Annotated in this window: 39 protein-coding genes; 6 read left to right on the top strand and 33 right to left on the bottom strand. The window is 57.4% G+C overall.

The window, feature by feature from the left end; genetic code table 11:
- Window positions 1-181 (top strand): hypothetical protein (locus tag ACWPWQ_RS19695; protein WP_454010576.1); only part of this gene is annotated, 181 nt, incomplete at its 5' end.
- Window positions 182-548: 367 nt separating this feature from the next.
- Here the strand turns inward: ACWPWQ_RS19695 and rplQ are convergent.
- From rplQ to rpsJ, 28 genes are all read right to left on the bottom strand, one after another.
- Window positions 549-932, bottom strand: a complete 384-nt coding sequence (gene rplQ, locus ACWPWQ_RS19690) for a 50S ribosomal protein L17 (protein WP_005307999.1) — start codon at window positions 930-932, stop codon at window positions 549-551.
- A 43-nt stretch (window positions 933-975) separates the two neighbouring features.
- On the bottom strand, window positions 976-1,965 hold the full coding sequence (locus ACWPWQ_RS19685; RefSeq protein ID WP_005307997.1) for a DNA-directed RNA polymerase subunit alpha: 990 nt from the start codon (window positions 1,963-1,965) through the stop codon (window positions 976-978).
- Window positions 1,966-1,990: 25 nt separating this feature from the next.
- Window positions 1,991-2,611, bottom strand: a complete 621-nt coding sequence (rpsD, locus tag ACWPWQ_RS19680; RefSeq protein WP_010672568.1) for a 30S ribosomal protein S4 — start codon at window positions 2,609-2,611, stop codon at window positions 1,991-1,993.
- Between the two features lie 39 nt (window positions 2,612-2,650).
- Window positions 2,651-3,040 (bottom strand): 30S ribosomal protein S11, encoded by a 390-nt coding sequence (rpsK, locus tag ACWPWQ_RS19675; RefSeq protein ID WP_005319702.1) that lies wholly within the window; start codon window positions 3,038-3,040, stop codon window positions 2,651-2,653.
- A gap of 14 nt (window positions 3,041-3,054) precedes the next feature.
- The gene (gene rpsM, locus ACWPWQ_RS19670; protein ID WP_005307991.1) at window positions 3,055-3,411 is read right to left on the bottom strand and encodes a 30S ribosomal protein S13; all 357 of its coding nucleotides are present in this window, start codon (window positions 3,409-3,411) and stop codon (window positions 3,055-3,057) included.
- Between the two features lie 139 nt (window positions 3,412-3,550).
- A complete protein-coding gene (rpmJ, locus tag ACWPWQ_RS19665; protein ID WP_005319705.1) occupies window positions 3,551-3,664 on the bottom strand; it encodes a 50S ribosomal protein L36 in 114 nt (37 codons plus the stop codon).
- Window positions 3,665-3,691: 27 nt separating this feature from the next.
- The gene (gene secY, locus ACWPWQ_RS19660) at window positions 3,692-5,020 is read right to left on the bottom strand and encodes a preprotein translocase subunit SecY (protein WP_042652867.1); all 1,329 of its coding nucleotides are present in this window, start codon (window positions 5,018-5,020) and stop codon (window positions 3,692-3,694) included.
- Window positions 5,021-5,028: 8 nt separating this feature from the next.
- Complete coding sequence (rplO, locus tag ACWPWQ_RS19655; protein WP_025325390.1) at window positions 5,029-5,466, bottom strand: 50S ribosomal protein L15; 438 nt, start codon at window positions 5,464-5,466, stop codon at window positions 5,029-5,031.
- A gap of 2 nt (window positions 5,467-5,468) precedes the next feature.
- Window positions 5,469-5,648, bottom strand: a complete 180-nt coding sequence (gene rpmD, locus ACWPWQ_RS19650) for a 50S ribosomal protein L30 (protein WP_005307985.1) — start codon at window positions 5,646-5,648, stop codon at window positions 5,469-5,471.
- Window positions 5,649-5,654: 6 nt separating this feature from the next.
- The gene (gene rpsE / locus ACWPWQ_RS19645) at window positions 5,655-6,155 is read right to left on the bottom strand and encodes a 30S ribosomal protein S5 (protein WP_005340605.1); all 501 of its coding nucleotides are present in this window, start codon (window positions 6,153-6,155) and stop codon (window positions 5,655-5,657) included.
- A gap of 14 nt (window positions 6,156-6,169) precedes the next feature.
- Complete coding sequence (gene rplR / locus ACWPWQ_RS19640; protein ID WP_025325389.1) at window positions 6,170-6,523, bottom strand: 50S ribosomal protein L18; 354 nt, start codon at window positions 6,521-6,523, stop codon at window positions 6,170-6,172.
- 9 nt (window positions 6,524-6,532) lie between these two features.
- Window positions 6,533-7,066, bottom strand: coding sequence for a 50S ribosomal protein L6 (rplF, locus tag ACWPWQ_RS19635; RefSeq protein WP_139437709.1), 534 nt, complete (start codon window positions 7,064-7,066; stop codon window positions 6,533-6,535).
- A 13-nt stretch (window positions 7,067-7,079) separates the two neighbouring features.
- A complete protein-coding gene (gene rpsH, locus ACWPWQ_RS19630; protein ID WP_010672564.1) occupies window positions 7,080-7,472 on the bottom strand; it encodes a 30S ribosomal protein S8 in 393 nt (130 codons plus the stop codon).
- Window positions 7,473-7,491: 19 nt separating this feature from the next.
- Window positions 7,492-7,797 carry a 30S ribosomal protein S14 gene (gene rpsN, locus ACWPWQ_RS19625; RefSeq protein ID WP_005331161.1) on the bottom strand — a complete coding sequence of 102 codons (306 nt, stop codon included), beginning with the start codon at window positions 7,795-7,797 and terminating at the stop codon, window positions 7,492-7,494.
- Between the two features lie 10 nt (window positions 7,798-7,807).
- Window positions 7,808-8,347, bottom strand: coding sequence for a 50S ribosomal protein L5 (rplE, locus tag ACWPWQ_RS19620; protein WP_005331162.1), 540 nt, complete (start codon window positions 8,345-8,347; stop codon window positions 7,808-7,810).
- 13 nt (window positions 8,348-8,360) lie between these two features.
- A complete protein-coding gene (rplX, locus tag ACWPWQ_RS19615) occupies window positions 8,361-8,678 on the bottom strand; it encodes a 50S ribosomal protein L24 (RefSeq protein ID WP_025325387.1) in 318 nt (105 codons plus the stop codon).
- Between the two features lie 11 nt (window positions 8,679-8,689).
- A complete protein-coding gene (rplN, locus tag ACWPWQ_RS19610) occupies window positions 8,690-9,058 on the bottom strand; it encodes a 50S ribosomal protein L14 (RefSeq protein ID WP_005307975.1) in 369 nt (122 codons plus the stop codon).
- A gap of 148 nt (window positions 9,059-9,206) precedes the next feature.
- Window positions 9,207-9,455, bottom strand: a complete 249-nt coding sequence (rpsQ, locus tag ACWPWQ_RS19605) for a 30S ribosomal protein S17 (RefSeq protein WP_005307966.1) — start codon at window positions 9,453-9,455, stop codon at window positions 9,207-9,209.
- Window positions 9,455-9,646: a 50S ribosomal protein L29 gene (gene rpmC / locus ACWPWQ_RS19600; protein WP_005307965.1), complete on the bottom strand. Its 192-nt coding sequence runs from the start codon at window positions 9,644-9,646 to the stop codon at window positions 9,455-9,457. Before rpmC ends, rpsQ begins: the two co-directional genes overlap by 1 nt.
- The gene (rplP, locus tag ACWPWQ_RS19595) at window positions 9,646-10,059 is read right to left on the bottom strand and encodes a 50S ribosomal protein L16 (RefSeq protein ID WP_005307963.1); all 414 of its coding nucleotides are present in this window, start codon (window positions 10,057-10,059) and stop codon (window positions 9,646-9,648) included. Before rplP ends, rpmC begins: the two co-directional genes overlap by 1 nt.
- Window positions 10,060-10,072: 13 nt before the next feature.
- Window positions 10,073-10,786 carry a 30S ribosomal protein S3 gene (rpsC, locus tag ACWPWQ_RS19590; RefSeq protein ID WP_005331168.1) on the bottom strand — a complete coding sequence of 238 codons (714 nt, stop codon included), beginning with the start codon at window positions 10,784-10,786 and terminating at the stop codon, window positions 10,073-10,075.
- Window positions 10,787-10,789: 3 nt separating this feature from the next.
- On the bottom strand, window positions 10,790-11,134 hold the full coding sequence (gene rplV / locus ACWPWQ_RS19585; protein ID WP_005319741.1) for a 50S ribosomal protein L22: 345 nt from the start codon (window positions 11,132-11,134) through the stop codon (window positions 10,790-10,792).
- Between the two features lie 10 nt (window positions 11,135-11,144).
- On the bottom strand, window positions 11,145-11,423 hold the full coding sequence (gene rpsS / locus ACWPWQ_RS19580; RefSeq protein WP_005307960.1) for a 30S ribosomal protein S19: 279 nt from the start codon (window positions 11,421-11,423) through the stop codon (window positions 11,145-11,147).
- 22 nt (window positions 11,424-11,445) lie between these two features.
- Window positions 11,446-12,267 (bottom strand): 50S ribosomal protein L2, encoded by an 822-nt coding sequence (gene rplB, locus ACWPWQ_RS19575; protein ID WP_005331177.1) that lies wholly within the window; start codon window positions 12,265-12,267, stop codon window positions 11,446-11,448.
- Window positions 12,268-12,282: 15 nt separating this feature from the next.
- The gene (rplW, locus tag ACWPWQ_RS19570) at window positions 12,283-12,585 is read right to left on the bottom strand and encodes a 50S ribosomal protein L23 (protein WP_005331199.1); all 303 of its coding nucleotides are present in this window, start codon (window positions 12,583-12,585) and stop codon (window positions 12,283-12,285) included.
- The gene (rplD, locus tag ACWPWQ_RS19565; RefSeq protein WP_025325386.1) at window positions 12,582-13,187 is read right to left on the bottom strand and encodes a 50S ribosomal protein L4; all 606 of its coding nucleotides are present in this window, start codon (window positions 13,185-13,187) and stop codon (window positions 12,582-12,584) included. Before rplD ends, rplW begins: the two co-directional genes overlap by 4 nt.
- Before the next feature lie 17 nt (window positions 13,188-13,204).
- Complete coding sequence (gene rplC, locus ACWPWQ_RS19560; protein WP_010672559.1) at window positions 13,205-13,837, bottom strand: 50S ribosomal protein L3; 633 nt, start codon at window positions 13,835-13,837, stop codon at window positions 13,205-13,207.
- Between the two features lie 22 nt (window positions 13,838-13,859).
- A complete protein-coding gene (gene rpsJ, locus ACWPWQ_RS19555) occupies window positions 13,860-14,171 on the bottom strand; it encodes a 30S ribosomal protein S10 (RefSeq protein WP_005307944.1) in 312 nt (103 codons plus the stop codon).
- A 356-nt stretch (window positions 14,172-14,527) separates the two neighbouring features.
- Between rpsJ and ACWPWQ_RS19550 the strand changes: the two genes are divergently transcribed.
- Complete coding sequence (locus ACWPWQ_RS19550; protein ID WP_454010575.1) at window positions 14,528-15,442, top strand: DMT family transporter; 915 nt, start codon at window positions 14,528-14,530, stop codon at window positions 15,440-15,442.
- 37 nt (window positions 15,443-15,479) lie between these two features.
- Here the strand turns inward: ACWPWQ_RS19550 and envZ are convergent, their stop codons facing one another.
- Both envZ and ompR read right to left on the bottom strand, forming a co-directional pair.
- Complete coding sequence (envZ, locus tag ACWPWQ_RS19545; RefSeq protein WP_202047958.1) at window positions 15,480-16,790, bottom strand: two-component system sensor histidine kinase EnvZ; 1,311 nt, start codon at window positions 16,788-16,790, stop codon at window positions 15,480-15,482.
- The gene (gene ompR, locus ACWPWQ_RS19540; protein ID WP_111911588.1) at window positions 16,787-17,506 is read right to left on the bottom strand and encodes an osmolarity response regulator transcription factor OmpR; all 720 of its coding nucleotides are present in this window, start codon (window positions 17,504-17,506) and stop codon (window positions 16,787-16,789) included. The genes envZ and ompR overlap by 4 nt, the downstream gene beginning before the upstream one ends.
- A gap of 225 nt (window positions 17,507-17,731) precedes the next feature.
- Here ompR and greB point away from each other — a divergent pair, with 225 nt between their 5' ends.
- Both greB and ACWPWQ_RS19530 read left to right on the top strand, forming a co-directional pair.
- The gene (gene greB, locus ACWPWQ_RS19535) at window positions 17,732-18,205 is read left to right on the top strand and encodes a transcription elongation factor GreB (RefSeq protein WP_454010574.1); all 474 of its coding nucleotides are present in this window, start codon (window positions 17,732-17,734) and stop codon (window positions 18,203-18,205) included.
- A 218-nt stretch (window positions 18,206-18,423) separates the two neighbouring features.
- The gene (locus ACWPWQ_RS19530) at window positions 18,424-20,736 is read left to right on the top strand and encodes a Tex family protein (protein WP_454010573.1); all 2,313 of its coding nucleotides are present in this window, start codon (window positions 18,424-18,426) and stop codon (window positions 20,734-20,736) included.
- 69 nt (window positions 20,737-20,805) lie between these two features.
- Here the strand turns inward: ACWPWQ_RS19530 and ACWPWQ_RS19525 are convergent, their stop codons facing one another.
- From ACWPWQ_RS19525 to bioH, 3 genes are all read right to left on the bottom strand, one after another.
- The gene (locus ACWPWQ_RS19525) at window positions 20,806-21,567 is read right to left on the bottom strand and encodes a putative metalloprotease CJM1_0395 family protein (RefSeq protein ID WP_454010572.1); all 762 of its coding nucleotides are present in this window, start codon (window positions 21,565-21,567) and stop codon (window positions 20,806-20,808) included.
- 191 nt (window positions 21,568-21,758) lie between these two features.
- Window positions 21,759-21,992 (bottom strand): flagellar hook protein FlgE, encoded by a 234-nt coding sequence (locus ACWPWQ_RS19520; RefSeq protein ID WP_042648867.1) that lies wholly within the window; start codon window positions 21,990-21,992, stop codon window positions 21,759-21,761.
- A 71-nt stretch (window positions 21,993-22,063) separates the two neighbouring features.
- On the bottom strand, window positions 22,064-22,828 hold the full coding sequence (gene bioH, locus ACWPWQ_RS19515; RefSeq protein WP_454010571.1) for a pimeloyl-ACP methyl ester esterase BioH: 765 nt from the start codon (window positions 22,826-22,828) through the stop codon (window positions 22,064-22,066).
- A gap of 38 nt (window positions 22,829-22,866) precedes the next feature.
- Here bioH and ACWPWQ_RS19510 point away from each other — a divergent pair, with 38 nt between their 5' ends.
- Together ACWPWQ_RS19510 and nfuA are read left to right on the top strand one after the other, a co-directional pair.
- On the top strand, window positions 22,867-23,595 hold the full coding sequence (locus tag ACWPWQ_RS19510; protein WP_454010570.1) for a ComF family protein: 729 nt from the start codon (window positions 22,867-22,869) through the stop codon (window positions 23,593-23,595).
- 148 nt (window positions 23,596-23,743) lie between these two features.
- Window positions 23,744-24,322, top strand: a complete 579-nt coding sequence (nfuA, locus tag ACWPWQ_RS19505; RefSeq protein WP_033129997.1) for a Fe-S biogenesis protein NfuA — start codon at window positions 23,744-23,746, stop codon at window positions 24,320-24,322.
- Window positions 24,323-24,352: the final 30 nt, after the last annotated feature.

The raw sequence follows: 24,352 nt of genomic DNA, 5'->3' as shown, positions 1-24,352 counted from the left end.
AAGTGGAATTCTACTCAACCGCCTTCTCGAGTCAAGCCTTATTTTCAAAGGCTTTTCGAGGTTATCGACCGGGTTCTTTGCGTTGCCGCTTGCCCTGTCGATGGAGGCGCATTATAGGGAGCTGAAACTTTCTGGCAAGCCCCTCAAGGCAATAAAATTGCAAAAAATGGCAATTTTTTAGTTATTCATAACCAAGCACAGCTTTTATACAAACTTATCCACAAAATGAACCTAAGTTAGGAGCAAGTTGGTAGCGTTCCTTGTATAGGTCTCTGCATCTTGTTGGTACTTACACCCCTGCACCAGGTAAATGAAGGCTCGCCTCGCAGAAGAGGAATACCTATATAAGGAAGAAGCAGACGAAGGGCTAGGTTAATAGCCACAGTACAGTTGAGGCAGTTGAGGCAGTTGAGGCAGTTGAGGCAGTTGAGGCAGTTGAGGCAGTTGAGGCAGTTGAGGCAGTTGAGGCAGTTGAGGCAGTTGAGGCAGTTGAGGCAGTATCAGAATCCATTAAAAGAAAAGCCGGGACAAGCCCGGCTTTTTCTTTATCACTCAGCAGCTGCTTCAGCAGCGGCCGGGCGGTCTACCAGCTCAATGTAAGCCATAGGGGCGTTGTCGCCTGCACGGAAACCGCATTTCAGAATGCGAGTATAGCCGCCGGCGCGCTCCAGGTAGCGCGGGCCCAGTTCATTGAACAGCTTAGCCACGATCGCGTTATCGCGAGTACGGGCAAATGCCAGGCGACGATTAGCAACGCTATCAGTCTTGGCAAGGGTGATCAGCGGTTCAACTACACGACGCAGCTCTTTTGCCTTAGGCAGAGTCGTCTTGATGATCTCATGACGAACCAGGGAGCTGGCCATGTTGCGGAACATAGCCTGACGATGGCTGCTGTTCCGGTTCAGTTGACGACCACTCAAACGATGGCGCATGACCTTATCCTTCTAACTAAATCTGTGAAACCCGTAATCTGGATTACTCGTCAGCGATGCTGGCGGGCGGCCAGTTCTCAAGGCGCATGCCAAGAGACAGACCACGGGAGGCCAACACGTCCTTGATCTCAGTCAGGGACTTCTTACCGAGGTTAGGAGTTTTAAGCAACTCAACTTCGGTACGCTGTACCAGATCACCAATATAGTGGATAGCTTCTGCCTTCAGACAGTTCGCTGAACGAACTGTCAGCTCCAAATCATCGACAGGACGCAGCAGAATCGGATCAAACTCGGGTTTCTCTTCTTTCTTCTCGGGCACGCTGACATCGCGCAGATCCACGAAGGCTTCCAGCTGCTCGGCCAAAATAGTGGCAGAACGGCGAATGGCTTCTTCCGGATCCAGAGTACCATTGGTCTCCATGTCGATAACCAGCTTGTCCAAGTCGGTGCGCTGTTCCACACGTGCCGCCTCAACATTGTAGGCGATGCGAACGATGGGGCTGAACGCGGAGTCCAGCAGCAGGCGACCAATAGGACGCTCTTCATCATCGTTGTGAACACGAGCAGAAGCAGGCACATAACCACGACCGCGCTGAACTTTCAGACGCATGCTGATCTCAGCATTGGCGCCTGTCAGGTGGCAGATTACGTGCTCCGGGTTTACGATCTCGACTTCATCACCGTGAGTGATATCACCAGCGGTAACGGGGCCTGTTCCAGACTTGGTCAGGGACAGAGTTACCTCGTCCTTGCCTTCCAGCTTCACAGCGATACCTTTCAGGTTGAGCAGGATTTCAAGAATGTCTTCCTGTACACCTTCTTTGCTGCTGTACTCGTGCAGTACTCCGTCGATCTCGACTTCAGTAACTGCACAACCGGGCATAGATGACAGCAAAATACGACGCAGGGCATTACCCAGCGTGTGACCAAAGCCACGCTCAAGCGGCTCGAGAGTCACTTTCGCGTGAGTCGGGCTAACTTGCTCGATGTCAACTAGCCGCGGTTTAAGAAAATCTGTTACAGAACCCAGCATTGTGTCCTCTCTTTAGAAGCTAGCTTTACTTGGAGTAAAGCTCGACGATCAGCTGTTCGTTAATGTCGGCAGACAGGTCGGAACGCTCTGGCAGGCGCTTGAAGGCACCTTCCATCTTAGCAGCGTCAACCTCTACCCAAGTCGGCTTCTCGCGCTGACCAGCAACTTCCAGGGAAGCTTTGATACGCGCTTGCTTCTTAGCCTTCTCGCGAACGCAGATCACGTCCTCAGGGGATACCTGGAAAGAAGGAACATTCACAACGCGGCCGTTTACCATGATGGCTTTGTGGCTCACCAGCTGACGAGACTCAGCACGAGTGGCGCCGAAGCCCATGCGGTAGACGACGTTGTCCAGACGACCTTCCAGCAGCTGCAACAGGTTTTCACCGGTGTTACCCTTTTGACGGGCAGCGTCGCGGTAGTAGTTGCGGAACTGTTTTTCCAATACGCCGTAGATACGACGTACTTTTTGTTTCTCGCGCAGTTGCACGCCATAGTCGGACAGACGCGCTTTACGCGCACCGTGTTGACCAGGAACGGTGTCAATCTTGCACTTAGAATCAATCGCACGAACACCAGACTTCAGGAAGAGGTCGGTGCCCTCACGACGGCTAAGCTTAAGCTTAGGACCGATATATCTTGCCATCTTCTTTCTCCAACAATCCTAGACCAAGTAGCTACAGCGTTATACGCGGCGCTTCTTGGGAGGACGACAACCGTTGTGCGGGATCGGAGTCACATCAGTAATATTAGTGATGCGGAAACCAGCCGCGTTCAGAGCGCGGATGGAAGACTCACGACCGGGACCCGGACCTTTGACCATGACTTCCAGGTTCTTCACGCCGTATTCTTTGGCGATCTCACCAGCACGCTCAGCAGCTACCTGGGCAGCAAACGGAGTGGACTTACGGGAACCACGGAAACCGGAACCACCAGAGGTAGCCCAAGACAGAGCATTGCCCTGACGGTCAGTAATGGTCACGATTGTGTTGTTGAAAGATGCATGAACGTGCGCAATACCGTCGCTCACTTGCTTTTTAACGCGCTTGCGAGCACGAGTCGGAGTTTTAGCCATTTTCTACCTTCCCGTTACTTCTTGATAGCCTTGCGCGGACCCTTACGGGTACGAGCGTTGGTCTTGGTACGTTGACCACGAACAGGCAGGCTACGACGGTGACGCAAACCACGGTAGCAACCCAGATCCATCAATCGCTTGATGTTCATGGAAATCTGACGACGCAGGTCACCTTCAACGGTGAATTTACCTACTTGTTCACGCAGACTCTCGATCTGAGCTTCGTCCAGGTCTTTAATTTTCACATTCTCAGCGATACCGGCTGCGGCACAGATGGCCTTGGAGCGGGTACGACCGACGCCATAAATCGCAGTCAACGCAATGACTGCATGCTTATGGTCAGGAATGTTAATGCCAGCGATACGGGCCACTATTCACTCCTACATATAGTAGATAACGACCACCACAAAGCCCGTGAGCGGATACGTGGCGGTCAACCAATACACAACAAAAGTTGGCTGGCTATATTAGCCAGCACAACTATTTGTTGCAAGTACTAACCGTAAAAAATTAGCCTTGGCGCTGTTTATGCTTTGGCTCGCTGCAAATCACACGCACCACACCGTGACGCTTGATGATTTTGCAGTTACGGCAGATTGCCTTAACGGAAGCACGAACTTTCATTGCTTAACTCCGTAACTACGCCGACCTTTAGCGGCCGTAGCCCTTCAGGTTGGCCTTCCTCAGGACGTCGCCATATTGATGAGACATCATATGGGTCTGAACCTGAGCCATGAAGTCCATGATAACTACCACGATAATCAGCAGCGAAGTGCCACCGAAGTAGAACTGTACGTTCCAGGCAGTCATCAAGAACTGGGGTACCAGACAGATAAAGGTTATATAGAGCGCACCTGCCAATGTCAGGCGAGTCATAACCTTATCGATGTAACGTGCTGTCTGCTCGCCCGGGCGGATCCCCGGGATAAAGGCTCCACTCTTCTTCAGATTATCTGCTGTCTCGCGGGGGTTGAACACCAGCGCGGTATAGAAGAAGCAGAAGAAGATAATGGCTGCTGCATAGAGCATCTCATACAAGGGTTGACCCGGCTGCAGGACCATAGAGACCTGTTGCAGGACATCAGCCACCTTGCCCTCACCCTGACCAAACCAAGAGGTAATGGTCCCTGGGAAGAGGATGATGCTGGATGCGAAAATCGCAGGAATCACACCGGCCATATTCACTTTCAACGGCAGGTGTGTGCTTTGCGCGGCGAATACCTGGCGGCCTTGTTGACGCTTGGCATAGTTAACGACGATACGACGCTGACCACGCTCCACGAACACCACAAAGTAAGTCACTGCGAAAACAATCAAGCCCAGCAACAACAACAGCAGGATGTGCAATTCCCCTTGACGTGCCTGTTCGGCCGTAGCGCCAATGGCATGAGGCAGACCAGCAACGATACCCGTGAAAATAATCAGCGAGATACCATTACCAATCCCACGCTCGGTAATCTGTTCACCCAACCACATCAAGAACATGGTACCGGTGACCAGACTCACAACGGCCGTGAAATAGAAGCCCAAACCCGGATGAGTCACGAGTCCTTGCATCATATTCGGCAGACCGGTTGCAATACCAATGGCCTGGAACGTTCCCAAAACCAGCGTGCCCCAACGGGTATATTGGCTAATCTTGCGACGGCCAGATTCACCCTCTTTCTTGAGTTCAGCAAGAGCAGGATGAACCACAGTCAGCAGCTGGATAATGATCGACGCCGAAATGTACGGCATGATCCCCAGCGCAAGAATAGAAGCACGCGAGAGTGCACCACCACTGAACATGTTGAACATCTCAATGATGGTGCCCTTCTGTTGTTGGAACAACTCGGCCAGTACGGCGGCGTCAATACCAGGAATCGGCACATAAGAGCCTGCGCGGAACACGATAATTGCCCCGAGAACGAAGAGCAGACGGCTCTTCAGTTCACTCAGACCACCTTGTGCTTTAACATCCAATCCTGGTTTCTTAGCCATTGTACTGATTATTCCTCGATTTTACCGCCAGCGGCCTCGATGGCTGCGCGTGCACCTTTGGTGACGGACAGACCACGAACGGTCACAGCACGGTCAATGTTGCCAGACAGAACAACTTTAGCGAAAACGATGTTCTTGGTAACAACACCGGCTTGCTTCAGAGTGCTCAGATCGACCACATCACCTTCTACCAGGGCGATTTCGTTCAGGCGCACTTCGGCAGAAACCAAAGATTTGCGAGAGAAGAAACCGAACTTCGGCAGACGGATTTTCAAAGGCATCTGGCCACCCTCGAAACCGTTGCGGACTTTACCGCCACCGGAACGAGAAGTTTGACCTTTCACACCACGACCACCGGTCTTGCCCAGACCAGAACCGATACCACGGCCCGGACGGTGCTTAACACGCTTGGAACCAGCGGCCGGAGACAGAGTATTCAGACGCATGCTTAGCCCTCCACCTTAACCATGTAATAAACCTGGTTGATCATGCCGCGTACGCAGGGAGTATCTTCCAGCTCAACGGTGTGACCAATGCGACGCAGACCCAGACCACGCAGAGTCGCCTTATGCTTTGGCAGACGGCCGATAGAGCTGCGAGTTTGAGTTACTTTTACAGTGTTAGCCATGTCGCATTACCCCAGAATTTCTTCAACGCGCAGACCACGCTTAGCAGCGATCTGTTCCGGTGATTGACCGTGAACCAGAGCGTCTACAGTTGCGCGAACAACGTTGATTGGGTTGGTGGAACCGTAGGTCTTAGCCAGCACGTTGTGGATACCGGCAACTTCCAGCACAGCACGCATGGCGCCGCCTGCAATGATACCAGTACCTTGTGAGGCCGGCTTCATGAACACGGTGGAACCGGAGTGAACACCGCGCACCGGGTGGTGCAGAGTGCCGTTGTTCAGCTCAACCTTGTTCAGGTTACGCTTAGCCTGTTCCATTGCCTTTTGAATGGCAGCCGGAACTTCACGGGCTTTACCGTAACCGTAACCTACACGGCCGTTACCATCACCCACCACGGTCAACGCGGTGAAGGACATGATACGACCACCTTTAACAGTTTTCGAAACACGGTTTACTGCAATCAGCTTTTCTTGCAGTTCGCCGGCTTGAGATTCGACTTTAGCCATCTTCGACTCCTAGCTTAGAACTGAAGACCAGCGTCACGAGCAGCGGCAGCCAGAGCGGCTACACGACCGTGATACTTGAAACCGGAACGATCGAAAGATACGTTCTGAACGCCTTTGGCAATAGCACGCTCAGCGATTGCTTTACCTACAGCGGTAGCAGCATCTGCGTTACCGGTGTATTTAATAGCTTCACTGATGGCTTTCTCTACTGTAGAAGCAGAGGCCAGAACTTCGGAACCGTTGGCTGCGATAACCTGCGCATAGATATGACGCGGGGTACGGTGAACAACCAGACGGGTAGCTCCCAGTTCCTGCATCTTTTTCCGAGCACGAGTAGCACGACGGAGACGAGCTGCTTTCTTGTCCATAGTGTTACCTTACTTCTTCTTAGCTTCTTTAGTACGCACTTGCTCGTTGGCATAGCGTACACCCTTGCCCTTGTAGGGCTCCGGAGCGCGGTAAGCACGGATATCGGCGGCGACTTGGCCAACCAGCTGCTTGTCCACACCACGCAGAATGATCTCTGTGGCGGACGGACATTCAGCGGTGACACCAGCCGGCAGCGCATGCTCAACCGGGTGAGAGAAGCCCAGAGCCAGCGCGACAGCATTGCCCTTGATGGAGGCTTTGTAACCTACACCAACCAGCTGCAGCTTGCGCTCGAAGCCTTGGGTAACACCGACTACCATGTTGTTGACCAATGCACGGGCAGTACCGGCCTGAGCGTCAGCACCAGCGATGCCGTCGCGCGGGGCGAACTTCAGTACATTGTCTTCTTTGGTCACTTCTACACCGGCGTGGATGGAACGAACCAGAGAACCTTTACCACCTTTGATGGACAGTTCCTGACCGTTCAGAGTCACCTCTACGCCAGCAGGAATAGTGACGGGTGCCTTAGCAACGCGAGACATTTCCGACCTCCTATTAAGCGACGTAGCAGATGATCTCACCACCCATGCTTGCCTTGCGAGCAGCACGGTCGGTCATCACACCTTTAGACGTGGACACGATAGCAACACCGAGACCGCCCATGACTTTCGGCAGATCAGTAGTGCGCTTGTAAATACGCAGGCCGGGACGGCTCACGCGTTGGATCAGTTCTACAACCGGCTTGCCCTGGAAATATTTCAATTCAATTTCCAGTTCCGGCTTCACGTCACCAGCTACGTTGTAGCCAGCGATGTAACCTTCTTCCTTCAGCACTTTGGCGATAGCCACTTTCAGCTTGGAAGAAGGCATGGAAACCGCAACTTTGCTCGCCGCCTGACCGTTACGGATGCGGGTCAGCATATCCGCGATCGGATCTTGCATGCTCATAGTCTAACTCCCGAGATTCTTACCAAGAGGCCTTTTTGAGGCCCGGAATTTCGCCCTTCATGGCATGCTCACGCACCTTGATGCGAGAGAGGCCAAACTTCCGCAGGAAACCGTGCGGACGACCAGTGATGTTGCAACGGTTACGCTGGCGGGACGGACTGGAATCACGGGGCAGCTGTTGCAGTTGCAAGACAGCATCCCAACGCGCTTCTTCAGAAGCGTTCATATCAACGATGATAGCTTTCAGCTCGGTACGCTTGGTCGCGAACTTGGCTGCCAGCTTCGCACGCTTTGCTTCACGTGCTTTCATGGATGTTTTAGCCATAACCCTAACCTTACTTGCGGAATGGGAAGTTAAAGGCAGCCAGCAGAGCACGGCCTTCTTCGTCGGTATTCGCGGAAGTGGTGATGGTGATATCCAGACCACGGACGCGATCGACCTTGTCATAGTCGATTTCCGGGAAGATGATTTGCTCACGCACGCCCATGGAGTAGTTACCACGGCCATCGAACGCCTTGGCGTTCAGACCACGGAAGTCACGGATACGCGGTACGGAGATGCAAATCAGCCGTTCCAGGAACTCCCACATACGCTCGCCACGCAGGGTTACTTTACAACCTATCGGGTAGCCTTCACGAATCTTGAAGCCCGCAACAGATTTGCGTGCTTTGGTGATCAGCGGTTTCTGACCGGAAATGGCAGCCATATCGGCAGCAGCATTTTCCAGCAACTTCTTGTCAGAGATCGCTTCACCAACACCCATGTTCAGGGTGATTTTCTCGATCCGAGGGACTTGCATGATAGTCTTGTAACCGAACTGCTTGGACAGTTCATTTACTACATCGGATTTGTAGTAATCATGCAGTTTCGCCATCGTTAAACTCCAATTACTTCACAAGTTCGCCGGTGGATTTGAAGAAACGGACTTTCTTGCCGTCTTCAATCCGGAAACCAACGCGGTCAGCCTTGCCAGTGGCAGAGTTGAACAGCGCGATGTTAGATACATCGATGGGGGCTTCTTTGGTGACGATACCGCCAGCCTGACCCAGTGCGGGTACCGGCTTCTGGTGTTTCTTCACCTGGTTGATGCCTTCCACGATTACCTTACCTTTTGCAATCAGGACTTGAGTGACTTTGCCACGCTTGCCCTTGTCTTTGCCGGTAAGAACAATTACTTCGTCTTCGCGACGGATTTTAGCTGCCATCGTTCGACTCCTTACAGTACTTCGGGTGCCAGGGACACAATCTTCATGAACTTCTCATTACGGAGTTCACGGGTCACCGGGCCAAAAATACGAGTACCGATTGGCTGTTGGTTGTTGTTAAGCAACACAGCCGCATTGTTGTCGAAACGGATGACAGAGCCGTCCGGACGACGAACGCCTTTACGGGTGCGTACGACCACCGCGTTATACACATCACCTTTCTTCACTTTACCGCGAGGAATAGCTTCCTTGATGGAAACCTTGATGATGTCGCCGATGCCGGCATAACGGCGGTGCGAACCACCCAGAACCTTAATACACATTACACTGCGAGCGCCGGAGTTGTCGGCAACACCCAGCATACTTTGCATCTGGATCATCTTAGTGCTCCGCTTTGTTTACTTCTTATCCCTGATGGGATCTGGCTGCCTTCAAAAGGCGCGAAACTATAACACAGGTATTTTTGAAAAGGTAGCCTAAAAAACAAACGGCCCCTATGGGGGGCCGTTTGGGCTAGAAAGTACCGAATTAGGCCTTTTCTACGACAGCAACCAGGGTCCAGGACTTGGTCTTGGACAGCGGGCGGCATTCGCGGATTTCCACGAGGTCGCCAGCTTTACACTCGTTGTTCTCGTCATGTACGTGCAGCTTGGTAGTGCGCTTGATGATCTTACCGTAGATCGGGTGCTTTACCTTGCGCTCGATAGCGACGGTGATGGACTTGTCCATCTTGTCGCTGATTACACGACCTTGCAGAGTACGGATCTTGTCAGTCATTACGCACCTGCCTTCTCAGTCAGTACAGTCTTGATACGTGCGACGTCACGACGCACTTGTTTCAGAGTGTGAGTCTGAGCCAGTTGGCCGGTGGAAGCTTGCATGCGCATGTTGAATTGCTCACGCAGCAGACCCAGCAGCTCCTGGTTCAGTTCTTCGACGCTCTTTTGACGCAGATCTTGGGCTTTCATCACATCACCGTCTTAATTACGAAAGTGGTCTGAACGGACAGCTTAGCTGCGGCCAGGGCAAACGCTTCACGCGCCAGAGCCTCAGGTACACCATCCATCTCGTACAGAACCTTGCCAGGCTGGATCGGGCAGACCCAATATTCCACGTTACCCTTACCTTTACCCATACGAACTTCGAGGGGCTTTTCGGTGATGGGCTTGTCCGGGAACACACGGATCCAGATCTTACCTTGACGCTTTACGTGACGGGTCATGGCACGACGGGCTGCTTCGATTTGACGAGCAGTCAGTTGACCACGAGATGTCGCCTTCAGGCCAAAGGTACCGAAGGATACTTCGTTACCAGAGTTGGCCAGACCGCGGTTACGACCCTTATGGGTCTTGCGGAATTTAGTACGCTTAGGTTGCAACATTTACCGAATCTCCTTACTTAGCAGCGCGGCGCTTGTTGTCACGCTTGGGCTTTGCAGGAGCTTGCTCTTGAGCAGCGGCAGCGTTAACAGCAGCCAGACCGCCCAGAACTTCGCCCTTGAAGATCCAAACTTTGACGCCGATCACACCGTAAGTGGTGTGGGCTTCAGAAGTTGCGTAGTCGATGTCGGCACGCAGGGTGTGCAAAGGCACACGACCTTCACGGTACCATTCGGTACGCGCGATTTCAGCGCCGCCCAGACGACCGGACACTTCTACTTTGATGCCCTTGGCACCCAGGCGCATGGCGTTCTGTACGGCGCGCTTCATAGCGCGACGGAACATTACGCGACGTTCCAGCTGAGAAGTGATGCTGTCGGCAACGAGTTTGCCATCCAGCTCCGGCTTGCGGACTTCGGAAATGTTGATCTGAGCAGGCACGCCAGCAATAGCGGCTACAGCTTTGCGCAGTTTCTCAACGTCTTCGCCTTTCTTGCCGATCACGACACCCGGACGAGCGGTGTGAATGGTCACACGGATGCTCTTGGCCGGACGCTCGATGGTGATCTTGGACAAGGAAGCGTTTTTCAGCTCCTTGGTCAGGAACTGGCGTACTTGGAAATCGCTGTACAGGTTGTCAGCGAAGTCTTTGGTGTTCGCGAACCAGGTAGAATTCCAAGGCTTGGTAATACCCAGGCGAATGCCATTAGGATGTACTTTCTGACCCATTGCTTATCTCCCAGCCTTAGCGTCGGATACCACTACAGTGATGTGAGCGGTACGCTTGAGGATACGATCCGCGCGACCTTTGGCACGCGGGCGGATGCGCTTCATGGAGGGACCTTCGTCTACCATGATGGTGGCAACACGCAGGGCGTCGATGTCGGCGCCTTCGTTGTGCTCAGCGTTTGCAATGGCAGATTCCAGCACTTTCTTCACCAGAACCGCAGCCTTTTTCGGGCTGAAGGTCAGGATGTTCAGAGCCTTGTCTACGGACAGACCACGTACTTGATCGGCTACCAGACGAGCTTTCTGGGCAGAAGTACGGGCATAACGGTGTTTAGCGATAGCTTCCATCATTTATCCCTTAGCGCTTCTTAGCCTTCTTATCAGCAGCATGGCCGCGATAAGTACGAGTCGGTGCGAATTCACCCAGTTTGTGACCGATCATTTCTTCGGTAACGAAAACCGGAACGTGCTGACGACCATTATGGACAGCGATGGTCAAACCGATCATGTTCGGGATGATCATTGAACGACGGGACCAGGTCTTAACCGGCTTTTTATCCCCGCTTTCCACCGCTTTCTCTACCTTCTTCAGCAAGTGCAGGTCAATAAATGGACCCTTCTTGAGAGAACGTGGCATGGTGATTCCTCTATGTTAACAATTACTTGTTACGACGACGTACGATGTACTTGTCGGTACGCTTGTTCTTACGGGTCTTGAAGCCCTTAGCCTTCTGGCCCCATGGGGACACAGGCTGCATGCCCTTGTTACGACCCTCACCACCACCGTGCGGGTGATCAACCGGGTTCATCGCCATACCGCGAACGGTCGGACGAATACCACGCCAGCGGTTTGCACCGGCTTTACCCAGTTGACGCAGCATGTGCTCGGAGTTACCCACTTCACCAATGGTGGCGCGGCACTCGGCCAGAACTTTACGTACTTCGCCGGAACGCAGACGCAGAGTTACATAGTTACCTTCACGAGCCAGAATCTGGATGAAAGTACCAGCGGAACGAGCCAGCTGAGCACCTTTACCAGGCTTCATTTCTACGGCGTGAACGGTAGAACCAACCGGGATGTTACGCATCGGCAGGGAGTTACCTACCTTGATCGCAGCATCAGCACCAGAAGCGATAGCATCACCTGCTTTCAGGCCTTTCGGAGCCAGGATGTAACGACGCTCACCGTCTGCATACAGCACCAGGGCGATGTTTGCGGTACGGTTAGGATCGTATTCCAGACGCTCTACTTTGGCCGGAATGCCGTCTTTGTCGCGTTTGAAGTCGACGATACGGTAGTGTTGCTTGTGACCACCACCGATATGACGGGTAGTGATACGGCCGTTGTTGTTACGACCACCGGACTTGCTTTTGCTGTCCAGCAGAGCGGCGAAGGGCTTGCCCTTGTACAGCTCTTGGTTGACGATCTTGACGACGTGGCGGCGGCCCGGAGAAGTAGGCTTGCACTTAACGATTGCCATTTTTGAGAACTCCTCTTACTCGGCTGCGCCCATGAAGTCGATGTCCTGACCAGCTTTCAGGGTCACATAAGCCTTTTTCCAATCGGAACGACGGCCTACACGCGCACCTGAGCGCTTGGTCTTACCCTTCATGTTCAGGGTACGGACGGTCTCAACTTCGACCTCGAACAGTTTCGCAACTGCAGCTTTGACTTCCGCCTTGGTGGCATCAACAGCAACTTTGAACACGATAGTGTTCTGCTTTTCTGCGACCATGGTGCTCTTTTCAGAGATGTGCGGAGCCTTCAGAACTTTCAACAGACGTTCTTCGCGGATCATGCCAGCATCTCCTCGATTTGCTTAACTGCGTCAGCAGTCATCAGAATCTTGTCGAAAGCGATCAGGCTGACCGGGTCGATACCGGCAACATCACGCACGTCGACCTTGTACAGGTTGCGAGCAGCCAGGAACAGGTTCTCATCGACTTCAGCAGTCACGATCAGAACGTCAGTCAGTTCCATTTCTTTCAGCTTGGCGATCAGTTCTTTGGTCTTCGGCGCTTCGATGCCGAATTTCTCGACAACGATCAGGCGCTCTTGACGTACCAGCTCGGACAGGATGCTACGGATAGCGCCGCGGTACATCTTCTTGTTTACTTTCTGGCTGTGATCTTGCGGCTTAGCAGCAAAGGTCACACCACCGGAACGCCAGATGGGCGAACGGATGGAGCCAGCACGGGCACGACCAGTACCCTTCTGACGCCACGGCTTTTTGCCGCCACCAGACACTTCAGAGCGAGTCAGCTGCGCACGAGTACCCTGACGGGCACCAGCGGCATATGCAACGACGACCTGGTGAACCAGAGCTTCGTTGAATTCGCGCCCGAAGGTAGTCTCGGAAACTTCAAGAGCGCTCTTGGCGTCTTTCATTACCAATTCCATTACTATCTCCTCAGACGTTACGCTTTGACGGCAGGTTTGACGATCACGTTGCCGTTGGTTGCACCCGGTACTGCGCCTTTGATGAGCAGCAGGTTGCGTTCAGCGTCAACACGAACCAGTTCCAGGTTCTGAGTCGTTACACGCTCAGCACCCATGTGACCAGCCATCTTTTTGCCCTTGAATACACGGCCCGGGGTCTGGTTTTGACCGATGGAGCCAGGTACACGGTGGGACAGGGAGTTACCGTGGGTCATATCCTGGGTGCGGAAGTTCCAGCGCTTAACAGTACCGGCAAAACCTTTACCCTTGGATGTGCCGGTAACGTCTACCAGCTTAACGTCAGCGAGAAGATCTACTTTCAGCTCGCTACCAACAGTGAAAGTTTCACCGTTGTTCAGGCGGAATTCCCACAGACCGCGACCGGCTTCTACACCAGCTTTGGCGAAGTGGCCAGCTTCCGGCTTGGTCACACGGCTGGCTTTTTTGGCGCCAGTGGTAACCTGAATAGCGTTGTAGCCGTCGGTTTCTACAGATTTGACCTGAGTTACACGGTTAGCTTCAACTTCGATAACAGTCACCGGGATAGAAACGCCATCTTCAGTGAAGATGCGAGTCATACCCACTTTGCGACCTACAAGACCGATTGTCATTGTTATCAACCTCTTTCCGTAATTAACCCAGGCTGATCTGGACGTCTACACCAGCTGCCAGATCCAGACGCATCAGGGCGTCTACGGTCTTGTCAGTCGGCTCAACGATGTCTACCAGACGCTTGTGAGTGCGGATCTCGTACTGATCACGCGCATCTTTGTTGACGTGCGGGGAGATCAGGACGGTGAAGCGCTCTTTGCGAGTCGGCAGCGGAATAGGACCGCGAACCTGCGCGCCGGTGCGCTTTGCAGTTTCAACGATTTCCGCAGTGGATTGATCGATCAGGCGATGATCAAAAGCCTTCAGGCGGATACGGATTCTTTGGTTCTGCATTGACAGAGCTCCAATAGATAAAAGAACATAAATCAACACCGCCCGACCGGGAATACTCCCGCCAGAGGTGCGATTTTTCACGTTTCCCCCCATATCGGGAGGACTGTATGGCTGGCGACTCGTAAACGGGAAGCTCAGCAAGCAGACATATCGTCTGGCATGCCTCATGGGCAAGCGGAGGGGATTATACGGATTTTTTCAATTCGCGCAAGAGAAGGCGGACAGATTGTGCGCAATTTTGTGTGGCGGATGGATCTCGCCGGCGATAGCTCCCCTGCCCGCCACAAAGCGGTAACGACAATGTTGCAAACAGGCTGATAGACTGCCCCCTTGCCTCAGTCAGCGGAACGACCCCGATGCTCAAGAATCAGAAGAAAGCCTATCAATACGGACTCTGCGCCGTCGCCCTCTGGTCGACGGTGGCCACCGCCTTCAAGATCTCCCTCACCTATTTCGAGCCGGTGCAGCTGCTGCTGGTCGCCGCCATCACCTCGACCCTGACCCTGGGGTCCATCGTGGCGATCCAGGGCAAGCTGCCCCTGCTGCTGAGCTATCTCAGGGCCCGCCCTTTCTATTATCTGGCCCTGGGAGTGTTGAACCCCTTCCTCTACTATCTGCTGCTGTTCAAGGCCTATGATCTGCTGCCGGCCCAGCAGGCCCAGACCCTCAACTACACCTGGGCCATCACCTTGAGCTTGCTGGCCGTCCCCTTCCTCGGCCAGAAGCTCCGTCGCCGTGACGGCGTGGCCATAGTGCTGGGCTACTTCGGCGCCCTGGTGATCGCCACCAGGGGGGATGTGTTCGGCCTGCAATTCGACAGCCCGCTCGGCGTGACGCTGGCCCTGGTCTCGACCCTCATCTGGGCGGGCTACTGGATCCTCAATACCCGCAATCAGGGGGATCCCATCGTCAGCCTGCTGCTCGGCTTCCTCATCAGCCTGCCTTTCATCGTGGTGGCGACCTGGCTGCTCGCCGACTTTGCCATGACCGCCTGGCAGGGCTGGCTCGGTGCCATCTATGTGGGGCTGTTCGAGATGGGCTTCGGCTTCGTGCTCTGGCTGATGGCCCTGCGCCACGCAACCAACACCGCCCCCATCAGCAACCTTATCTTCATCTCGCCGTTTGCTTCGCTGGTGCTGCTCAACCTGTTGATCGGCGAGAGCATCCACCCGGCTACTCCCATAGGGCTGGCGCTGATCGTCGCCGCCCTGCTGATCCAGCAACTCAAATACGGCAAGCGCTACCGCAAGACAGCCGAGCCACAAGCCTGACAATGCAGAAGGGCGCATCCACAGATGCGCCCTTCGTTCAATCCATCCACTCCAGCGGCTGGTGCTTGGGTAGCCGGATCTCCACCAGCAAGCCTCCCAGCTCGGAGCGGCCCAGCCTGATGGTGCCGTGGTGCTGGGAGACTATCTTGGCGACTATGGCCAGCCCCAGGCCACTGCCGCCGCCGGTGCGCGCCACATTGCCCTGGGTAAAGGGCTTGAGCACCCGGGAATAGTCCTGCTCTGCTATCCCGGGGCCATTGTCGGAGAGCCGCAACCTGACCCAGTGACCATCGTCCTTCAGCTCGGCCTGCAGCCGGGTCGCGCCGTAGCGCACCGCATTGCCCGACAGGTTGTTGAGGATGCGCCGTATGCTGATGGGATGGCAGGCCACCCGCACCGCCTGCTCCGGCAGGAGCAGCTCCACCTCCAGCCCCTGATCGGTCTGCATCAGCAGCGCATCGTGGATGAGCTGGGTCAGATCGATGGGCTGGGCATCCAGCCCCTCGTTCGGCCGGATATAGTCGATGAACTGGTCTATGATGCCGTTGGACTCGTCGATGTCCGCATTGATGCTCTCCTTGAGATACTCATCCCCGGAGGACATCATCTCGGTCGCCAGCCGGATACGGGTCAGAGGGGTGCGCAGATCGTGGGAGACCCCGGCCATCATCAGGTTACGCTCTTCGATAAGGCCCTTGATGGAGTGCGACATGTGGTTGAAGGTGCGGGTCAGGCGGCGCACCTCCCGCGAACCGTGCTCTCCCAGGGCATCGGGGAAGTTGCCTCGCGCCACCGCCACGGCCCCCGCCTCCAGATCCTCCAGCGGCCGCACCAGCTGGCGGGCGAAACGCCAGGCGGCAAACAGGGTCACCACCAGCAGCACGCTCATGTAGATGATGAGGGGCTCTATGTCGTCATCCTCTATCTCGGTCAGGGGGATGCGCACCCACATCTGGCTAGCCTGGGGCGGCTGGATCCAGATGATGTAGTGGTCCTGGATCTCGACCCTGACCCTGGTTTCCCCCTTCAGCTCCCGACTGATGTTCTCCTCCAGATAGGGGTAGGGCTTGGACTCCTTGAGTCCGTGCTGCTCCGCCTCGCTCTGGGTGTAGATGTCGCTGCCCGTGGTCACATAGACCAGCGCCTCGGCATCCTCGCTCAGGGCAAGCTGGTTGCTGTCGACCGGGAAGATGAGCTTGACCTGATTGGCCAGCAGGTGACTGATCTGCTTGACGGTGGGCGCCAGCAGATAGTTGTAGAAGGTGGCGTAGGAGACGACCTGATAGACCACCAGCACGGCGGCCAGGAACCAGAGCATGCGGGAGAACATGCTGCCCACTTTTTTCATTCCCCGTCACCGTCCGGCACGAAGACATAGCCCAGGCCCCACACCGTCTGCAGGTAACGGGGCTGGGCCGGGTCCTGTTCCAGCAGGCGGCGCAGGCGGGAAACCTGCACATCTATGCTGCGCTCTGTGGCTGTGTACTCCCGCCCCCGGGCCAGGTTCATCAGCTTGTCCCGGGAGAGCGGCTCGCGAGGGTGGCTCACCAATACCTTGAGGACGGCAAACTCGCCGCTGGTCAGGGCGACCGGATCCCCGTCGCGGCTCAGCTCGCGGGTCGCCAGGTTGAGTTGATAGGCGCCAAAGCTCACCATCTTCTCGGCGGTGGACGGCGCACCGGGCAGCTCGACGGTATGACGGCGCAGCACGGCGCGGATCCGGGCCAGCAGCTCACGGGGGTTGAACGGCTTGGGCAGATAGTCATCGGCCCCCATCTCCAGCCCGACGATGCGATCCACTTCGTCTCCCTTGGCGGTGAGCATCAGCACCGGGATCTGGTTGCCCGCCTCCCGCAGACGGCGGCAGATGGAGAGCCCGTCCTCCCCCGGCAGCATCAGGTCGAGCACCATCAGGCTGAAGTTCTCGCGGGTCAGCAGACGATCCGCCTGTTCCCCGTTGGCAACGCCTCGCACCACAAATCCCTGTTCGGTGAGGTAACGCTCCAGCAGGGAGCGTAGTTTCAGGTCGTCGTCGACCACCAGGACCTTGTATTGCTGACTCATTGCCGCCTCTCCTCTCTGTCTCCTCCCAATACTAGGGCCCGCTCTGGCAACCACAAAGCATAAATATGTTACCGGTTATTACCCTTGGCCTGGGGATCCCGGGGATGGTGCGGTGCCGAACGAACCGCTTGTCATGCATTTCTGCTCGACACTCAGACGCCAATGGCTAAGATCCCGAGCAAGACGACGCAACCCGCCACGCAGGCAGCAGGGACTGATAAGCCCATGAAAACCAAACTCATCACCCGTGAAGGCTACAACCAGCTCCGGCAGGAACACGACACCCTGTGGCGCGAGGAGAGACCCGAGGTCACCAAGAAGGTGGCCTGGGCGGCGAGCCTCGGGGATCGCAGCGAGAACGCCGACTACCAGTACAACAAGAAGCGGCTGCGGGAGATAGATCGCCGGGTCCGCTACCTGCGCAAGTGCCTGGAGGAGCTGACCATAGTCGATTACTCCCCCTCCCAGGAGGGCAAGGTGTTCTTCGGCGCCTGGGTCGAGGTGGAGAGTGAAGAGGGAAAGACCAAGCGCTTTCGCATCGTCGGCTATGACGAGATCTTCGGTCGCAAGGATTACATCTCCATCGACTCCCCCATGGCCCGCGCCCTGCTCAAGAAAGAGGTCGGCGACGAGGCCATAGTGCGTACGCCAGTGGGTGACGCCTGCTGGTATGTCAACGACATCAGCTACCCCAAGTGATCCTGCCGGGGAGAGCGGGCCAGCCTGTACCCTAGAGTCCAGACTGACTCCCTTGCCCGGGGTGGCATCCCCAGCATCGACCTCATATAGTGCTCACACCCGGCGCCGCAAGGCGCACACCGGCCGCAGAGGCACACCGGGAGTCAGCTGGCGAGCCCGCCGCGACCATTCCCAGCCACTGCCGGCCCGTTGGACAGACCCGACCACAGAGACCCCAGATGCACAGCCATGTAATTGAGAGACAGATTGCCGGTGAGCTGAATGCCCGTCCGGAACAGGTGCAGGCCGCCGTGCGCCTGCTGGATGAAGGCTCGACCGTTCCCTTTATCGCCCGTTATCGCAAGGAGGTGACCGGCGGTCTGGACGACAGTCAGCTGCGTACCCTGGAGAGCCGCCTCGGCTATCTGCGTGAGCTGGAAGATCGCCGCCAGGTGATCATTCGCTCCATCGAGGAGCAGGGCAAGCTGACTCCCGAGCTGGCCCGCGAGCTGAACGGCGCCGACAGCAAGACCCGGCTGGAAGACCTCTACCTCCCCTACAAGCCCAAGCGTCGCACCAAGGGGCAGATGGCCATCGAAGCCGGGCTGGAGCCGCTGGCCAACCTGCTGCTCACCGACCCCATGCAGGATCCGGAGCAAGCGGCGACCCGCTTCCTCAATGCCGAACAGGGGATCACCGACAGCAAGGCGGCCCTCGACGGCGCCCGCTACATCCTGATGGAGCGCTTCGCCGAGCAGGCGGATCTCCTTGAGAAGCTGCGGGACTACCTGTGGCAGAACGCCACCCTGCGCGCCCGGGTGGTGGCGGGCAAGGAGCAGGAAGGGGCCAAGTTCAAGGACTACTTCGAGCACGACGAGCCCCTGCACAAGGCTCCCTCCCACCGGGTGCTGGCCATGCTGCGCGGCCGCAACGAGGGGATCCTTAACCTGGCGCTGGTTGCCGGTGACGATGAGAGTGCCAGTCCCTGCGAAGGGATCATCGCCCACCACCTCAGGCTCAATCTGCAGAACCGCCCGGCCGACAAATGGCTGCAAGGGGTGGTGAGCTGGACCTGGAAGATCAAGTTGTCGCTCCAGATGGAGACCGAGCTTATCGGCCGCATCCGCGAATCGGCAGAGGACGAGGCGATCAAGGTGTTCGCCATGAACCTCAAGGATCTGCTGATGGCGGCTCCGGCCGGCATGCGCTGCACCATGGGGCTGGACCCGGGCATCCGCACCGGGGTCAAGGTGGCCGTGGTGGATGCCACCGGCAAGCTGGTCGATCACGCCACCATCTATCCGTTCGAACCCAAGCGCCAGGTTGATCAGAGCCTCAAGACCCTGAGCGAGCTGTGTCAGAAGCACAAGGTCGAGCTCATCAGCATAGGCAACGGCACCGCCTCCCGGGAGACCGACCGACTGGTGAGCGATCTGTTCGAGCGCTACCCCGCCGCCAAGGCGCAGAAAATAGTGGTGAGCGAAGCGGGGGCCTCTGTCTACTCCGCCTCCGAGCTCGCCTCTCAGGAGTTCCCGGATCTCGACGTCTCGATCCGTGGCGCCGTCTCCATCGCCCGTCGCCTGCAGGACCCCCTGGCCGAGCTGGTCAAGATCGATCCCAAGAGCATCGGGGTGGGCCAGTATCAGCACGACGTCGGCCAGAGCCAGCTGGCCCGCCGACTGGATGCCGTGGTCGAGGATTGCGTGAACGCGGTCGGTGTGGATGTGAATACCGCCTCGGTCGCCCTGCTCAACCGGGTCTCCGGCCTCTCCCAGACCCTGGCTCAGAACATAGTCGCCTACCGGGATGAGAACGGCGCCTTCAAGAGCCGTCAGCAGTTGCTGAAGGTGAGCCGGCTCGGGCCCAAGGCGTTCGAGCAGTGCGCCGGCTTCCTGCGCATTCGCGGCGGCAGCAATCCCCTCGACGGCTCGGCGGTACACCCGGAGTCCTATCCGGTGGTGGAGCGGATCCTCGCCAAGCTGGAACAGACAGTGGAGAGCCTGCTCGGCAACAGCAGCCTGCTGCGCAGCCTGAAACCGGCCGACTACACGGACGAGCAGTTCGGCGTGCCTACCGTCACCGACATCATCGGCGAGCTGGACAAGCCGGGCCGCGACCCGCGCCCCGAGTTCAAGACCGCGACCTTCAAGGAAGGGGTGGAGAAAATCAGCGACCTGGTGCCCGAGATGGTGCTGGAAGGGGTGGTCACCAATGTCACCAACTTCGGCGCCTTCGTCGATATCGGCGTCCATCAGGACGGCCTGGTGCACATCTCCTCCCTGACCGACCGCTTCGTCAAGGATCCCCGCGAGGTGGTCAAGGCGGGAGACATAGTGAGGGTCAAGGTGCTGGAGGTGGATGCACCGCGCAAGCGCATCAGCCTGACCATGCGCCTCGACGAGAAAGCGGGACAACCCGCCCGCAAGCTGGCGGAATCCCGCCCATCGGGTACAGGCAGCGCCAGATCCAGACAGGAGCCGAAACAGGGCGCCCCTGCCGGTGGTGCCATGGGCAACGCCTTCGCCGCCGCCCTCTCCAAGCTGAAGAAATAAGATCCCGACAATGCAAAAAGCCCCGAAAGGGGCTTTTTCTTGTCTGCACCGCGTTGGCACGGGACGGGATCAGACGTCCTGACTCAGGCTATGTGGGGAAGCCGGCCTCACCGCTTGCTGATAGTGCCTGGCAATCACCTGATTTCGGTTGTCCATATAGGCACCGAGCGGACCTGTGGTTTCCTGCCTGAGGGTCATCAGCTCCTTGCGGGCCTGGGCTTCCTTGGCAGAGGCGGCGCGGGCCACGCTCAGATCCTGTGACGAGGGTTCTGCCGGTGCCAGGGCGGCGGCACGCACCTGCTGCATCTTGGCGAGGGTGGCAGCCGGATCGCCCGGGATGGTGCCGATATCGATGGCCACCTCACCCCCGGTGGCGTAACGCTTGCCATCCGGCCCCTGGGAAAACTGGTAGCTGGGGCTGCCCGCATGCTCGCCGCCTGCCATCTGGTGCGCCTGCTCGTGCTTGCGCACCTCGAGATCCCGCTCCACCAGCGCGGCCAGCTGGCGTTGCTGCCTCTGTTGCTCCTGCTGTTCGGGATCCTGCTGCTGCCGGCGCTGGCTCTCCTCCCCCGTGGCCTCGACGAAGCGATGGGACGGGGTCGTCGGGCCGGCCTGCGCGTTATCCCGGGTCGAAGCGGCAGGCGGATTGGAATTGGCCTGGGCGGCTCTGGACTTGTCTTTCTGGGAGGCGACGCCGGACTCGGCGTTGGACGCCTCGCTCTGGCGGCTGGGAGGCACCAGCTCTGCGCGGCGGTTGTCAGTCTGCGCCGATTCCGTCTGCGGCTGCAGTTGATTCGGAATGATGGGCGGTAGACTGACGTTGATGTTCATCTCACACCCTGATGTCGATCAAGGTCCCCAACCATGTCAGCCTGCGGTTGCAGACGATGGAGGATGAAGAACGGCAGAGCGACGTTGATGTTCATCTCATACCCTGATGTCGATCAAGCTCCCCAACCATGTCAGCCTGCGGTTGCAGACGATGGAGGATGAAGGACGGCAGAGCGACGTTGACGTTCATCTCACACCTTGATGTCGATCAGGGTGCCCAGCATGTCGCTGGCGGTCTGGATCACCTTGGCGGAGGCGCCGGCATGCAGCTCGGCCACCTTGAGATTCACCAGCTCGTCCGTCACCTGTACCTGGTCGCCCGACGGGGTGTTGAGGCGGGCAAGCTGGCCGGATGCCTGGCCGGCCAGTTGCTCGGCCCGCTGGAATCCCTGTACGCCCGTGGTCATGGCAGAATCGATACGCATCGGCTCACTCCTTTCATGGTTGGCTGATTATCCACCACCTCGAAGCGTTATTGAAGCATGTCGCTCAAGGATCAGCCAATGAACTGCCGCAACAGGGTGATGAAGGGCTCTGGATGGGAGATAAAGGGGGCGTGGGAGGCCTTCTCCAGCACCAGGCTGCGGCTCGCGGGGTAGCGCTCGTCCAGCAGCGGTATGGCCGCCTTGGGCACCAGGGAATCCAGCCGGCCATAGATGCGCAGCCAGGGCAGATCCAGGCCGACCAGCGCATCCCGCAGATCCACGTCGGCCAGCAGGCCGAGACCCGCCTCCAGCGCCGCAAGCCGGGGGGCCGGACGCTCCGCCAGCCAGTGGCGCAGCTGGCGAATGTCGTTTCTGGCATGTTCGCTGCCCATGGCCTGGATCGCCAGGAAGCGCTCTATGGTCTGCATGAAGTCCCCCGCCAGCATCTGGTTGAAGCCGGTCAGTACCTTGGGGGCTATCCCCGGCCACTCATCCCGGGCCATGAAGCAGGGGGAGCTGGCGACCGTGATGAGGGAGTGGAGGCGCTCGGGCCGGGTCAGGGCCAGCTGGCTCGCCACCAGGCCGCCGAGGGACCAGCCAAGCAGATGGCATTTTTCCGGCAGGACGGTGGCGACCTGCTCCGCCAGCCAGGGCAGGGAGTAGTCACTCCCCTCCTGCAGGGGGCTGTTGCCAAACCCGGGCAAGTCCACCAGGTGCAACCGATAGTGGGCCGCCAACTGCTGGGCAATACCGTGCCAGACAGCACCATTCATGCCCCAGCCATGCAACAACACCAGGTCCTGACCCTGGCCAAACCGCTCAACCGATACGCTCATCTAGACTCAAGATCCCTGTTCATCTGCTTGGAGCCTGCATGTTAAAGCGGCTGCTCGCCAAAGCAAGTCCGATCCTCGGCAGCCGGTCCGACTGGCTCGGCCTCTGCCTGCTCTGTCGCCAGCCCTGTGATGATCAGCCTCTGCTGTGCCGCTGGTGTCAGCAGTCCCTGTACCAGCCTTGCCGCAAATGCAGGCTGTGCGCGACCCCCTTGCCAGAGCACCAGGCAGGAAACGAGCTGCTGTGCGGACGCTGCCAGCGCAGGCCCCCTCCCTGGGAGCGGCTGCAGGTGATAGGTGACTATCAGATCCCCTACTCCCTGCTTATTCCCCGGCTGAAATACTCGGGCCAGATCCTGCTGGCGCCGCTGCTCGCTCGCCTGCTGGCCGACCATCTGGAGGGAGACGATCCTCCCGAGGCCATCATCCCCGTCCCCCTGCACTGGTGGCGCCAGTGGTGGCGCGGGTTCAATCAGGCAGAGGAGATAGGAACCGCCCTCGGCGAGCTCACCGGCATCCCCTGCGACACCCGGCTGCTGCGCAGGATCAGGGCCACTCCGCAGCAAACCCGGCTCAGTGCCAGCCAGCGGCGGCGCAACCTGCGCGGCGCCTTCCAGATAGCCCCCCACCATTACCGCCACGTGGCCCTGCTCGACGACGTGGTCACCACGGGAGCCACCGCAGGTCAGCTCACCCGCCTGCTTCATGAGAGTGGCATAACAGAGGTGGAGGTGTGGGCCATCTGCCGTACCCTCAGACACCTCAAATGACCGGGCAGGGATCCGGCCAAGCAGGCCGATGGCGGCATGATTCCGATACGCCCGGGCTCACAAGCTCGCCATCGACACGCTACCCAAGCCCCGCCAAGCGAGTTATCATGAATACCCTAGTCGTACACTCAGGTTTATGAGGATAGTGATGATCAGCATTTCCGACACCGCCCAGGCCCACTTCCGCAAGTTGCTGGAAAAGCAGCCTGATGGCACCAACATCCGGGTGTTTGTGGTCAATCCGGGAACCCAGAATGCCGAGTGCGGCGTATCCTATTGCCCACCCGACGCGGTCGATCCGGAAGATCAACACCTGCCCTTCAGCGGCTTCGACTGCCTGGTCGATCCCCTGAGCGCCCCTTACCTGGTCGATGCCACCATCGACTTCGTTACCGATCAGATGGGCTCCCAGCTCACCCTCAAGGCGCCGAATGCCAAGATGCGCAAGGTGGCCGACGATGCGCCCCTGGCCGACCGCATCGAGTACGTGCTGATGTCTGAAGTGAACCCCATGCTGGCCGGTCACGGTGGCAAGGTGACCTTGATTGACATTACCGACGACAAGCTGGCGATTTTGCAGTTTGGTGGTGGTTGCAACGGCTGTTCTCAGGTGGATTACACCCTGAAAGAGGGGATCGAGAAGCAGCTGCTGGAGAAGTTCCCCGGTGAGCTCAACGGCGTGAAGGATGCCACCGAGCACCAGCGTGGCGATCACTCCTACTATTGATTTGCTGCCCTGCGGCAAAGAAAAGGCCCC

The organism is Aeromonas sp. Marseille-Q7275 (genome assembly GCF_965119515.1).
Note: the sequence above shows the minus strand (reverse complement) of the source record. Positions and strands in the feature narration are given on the sequence as shown.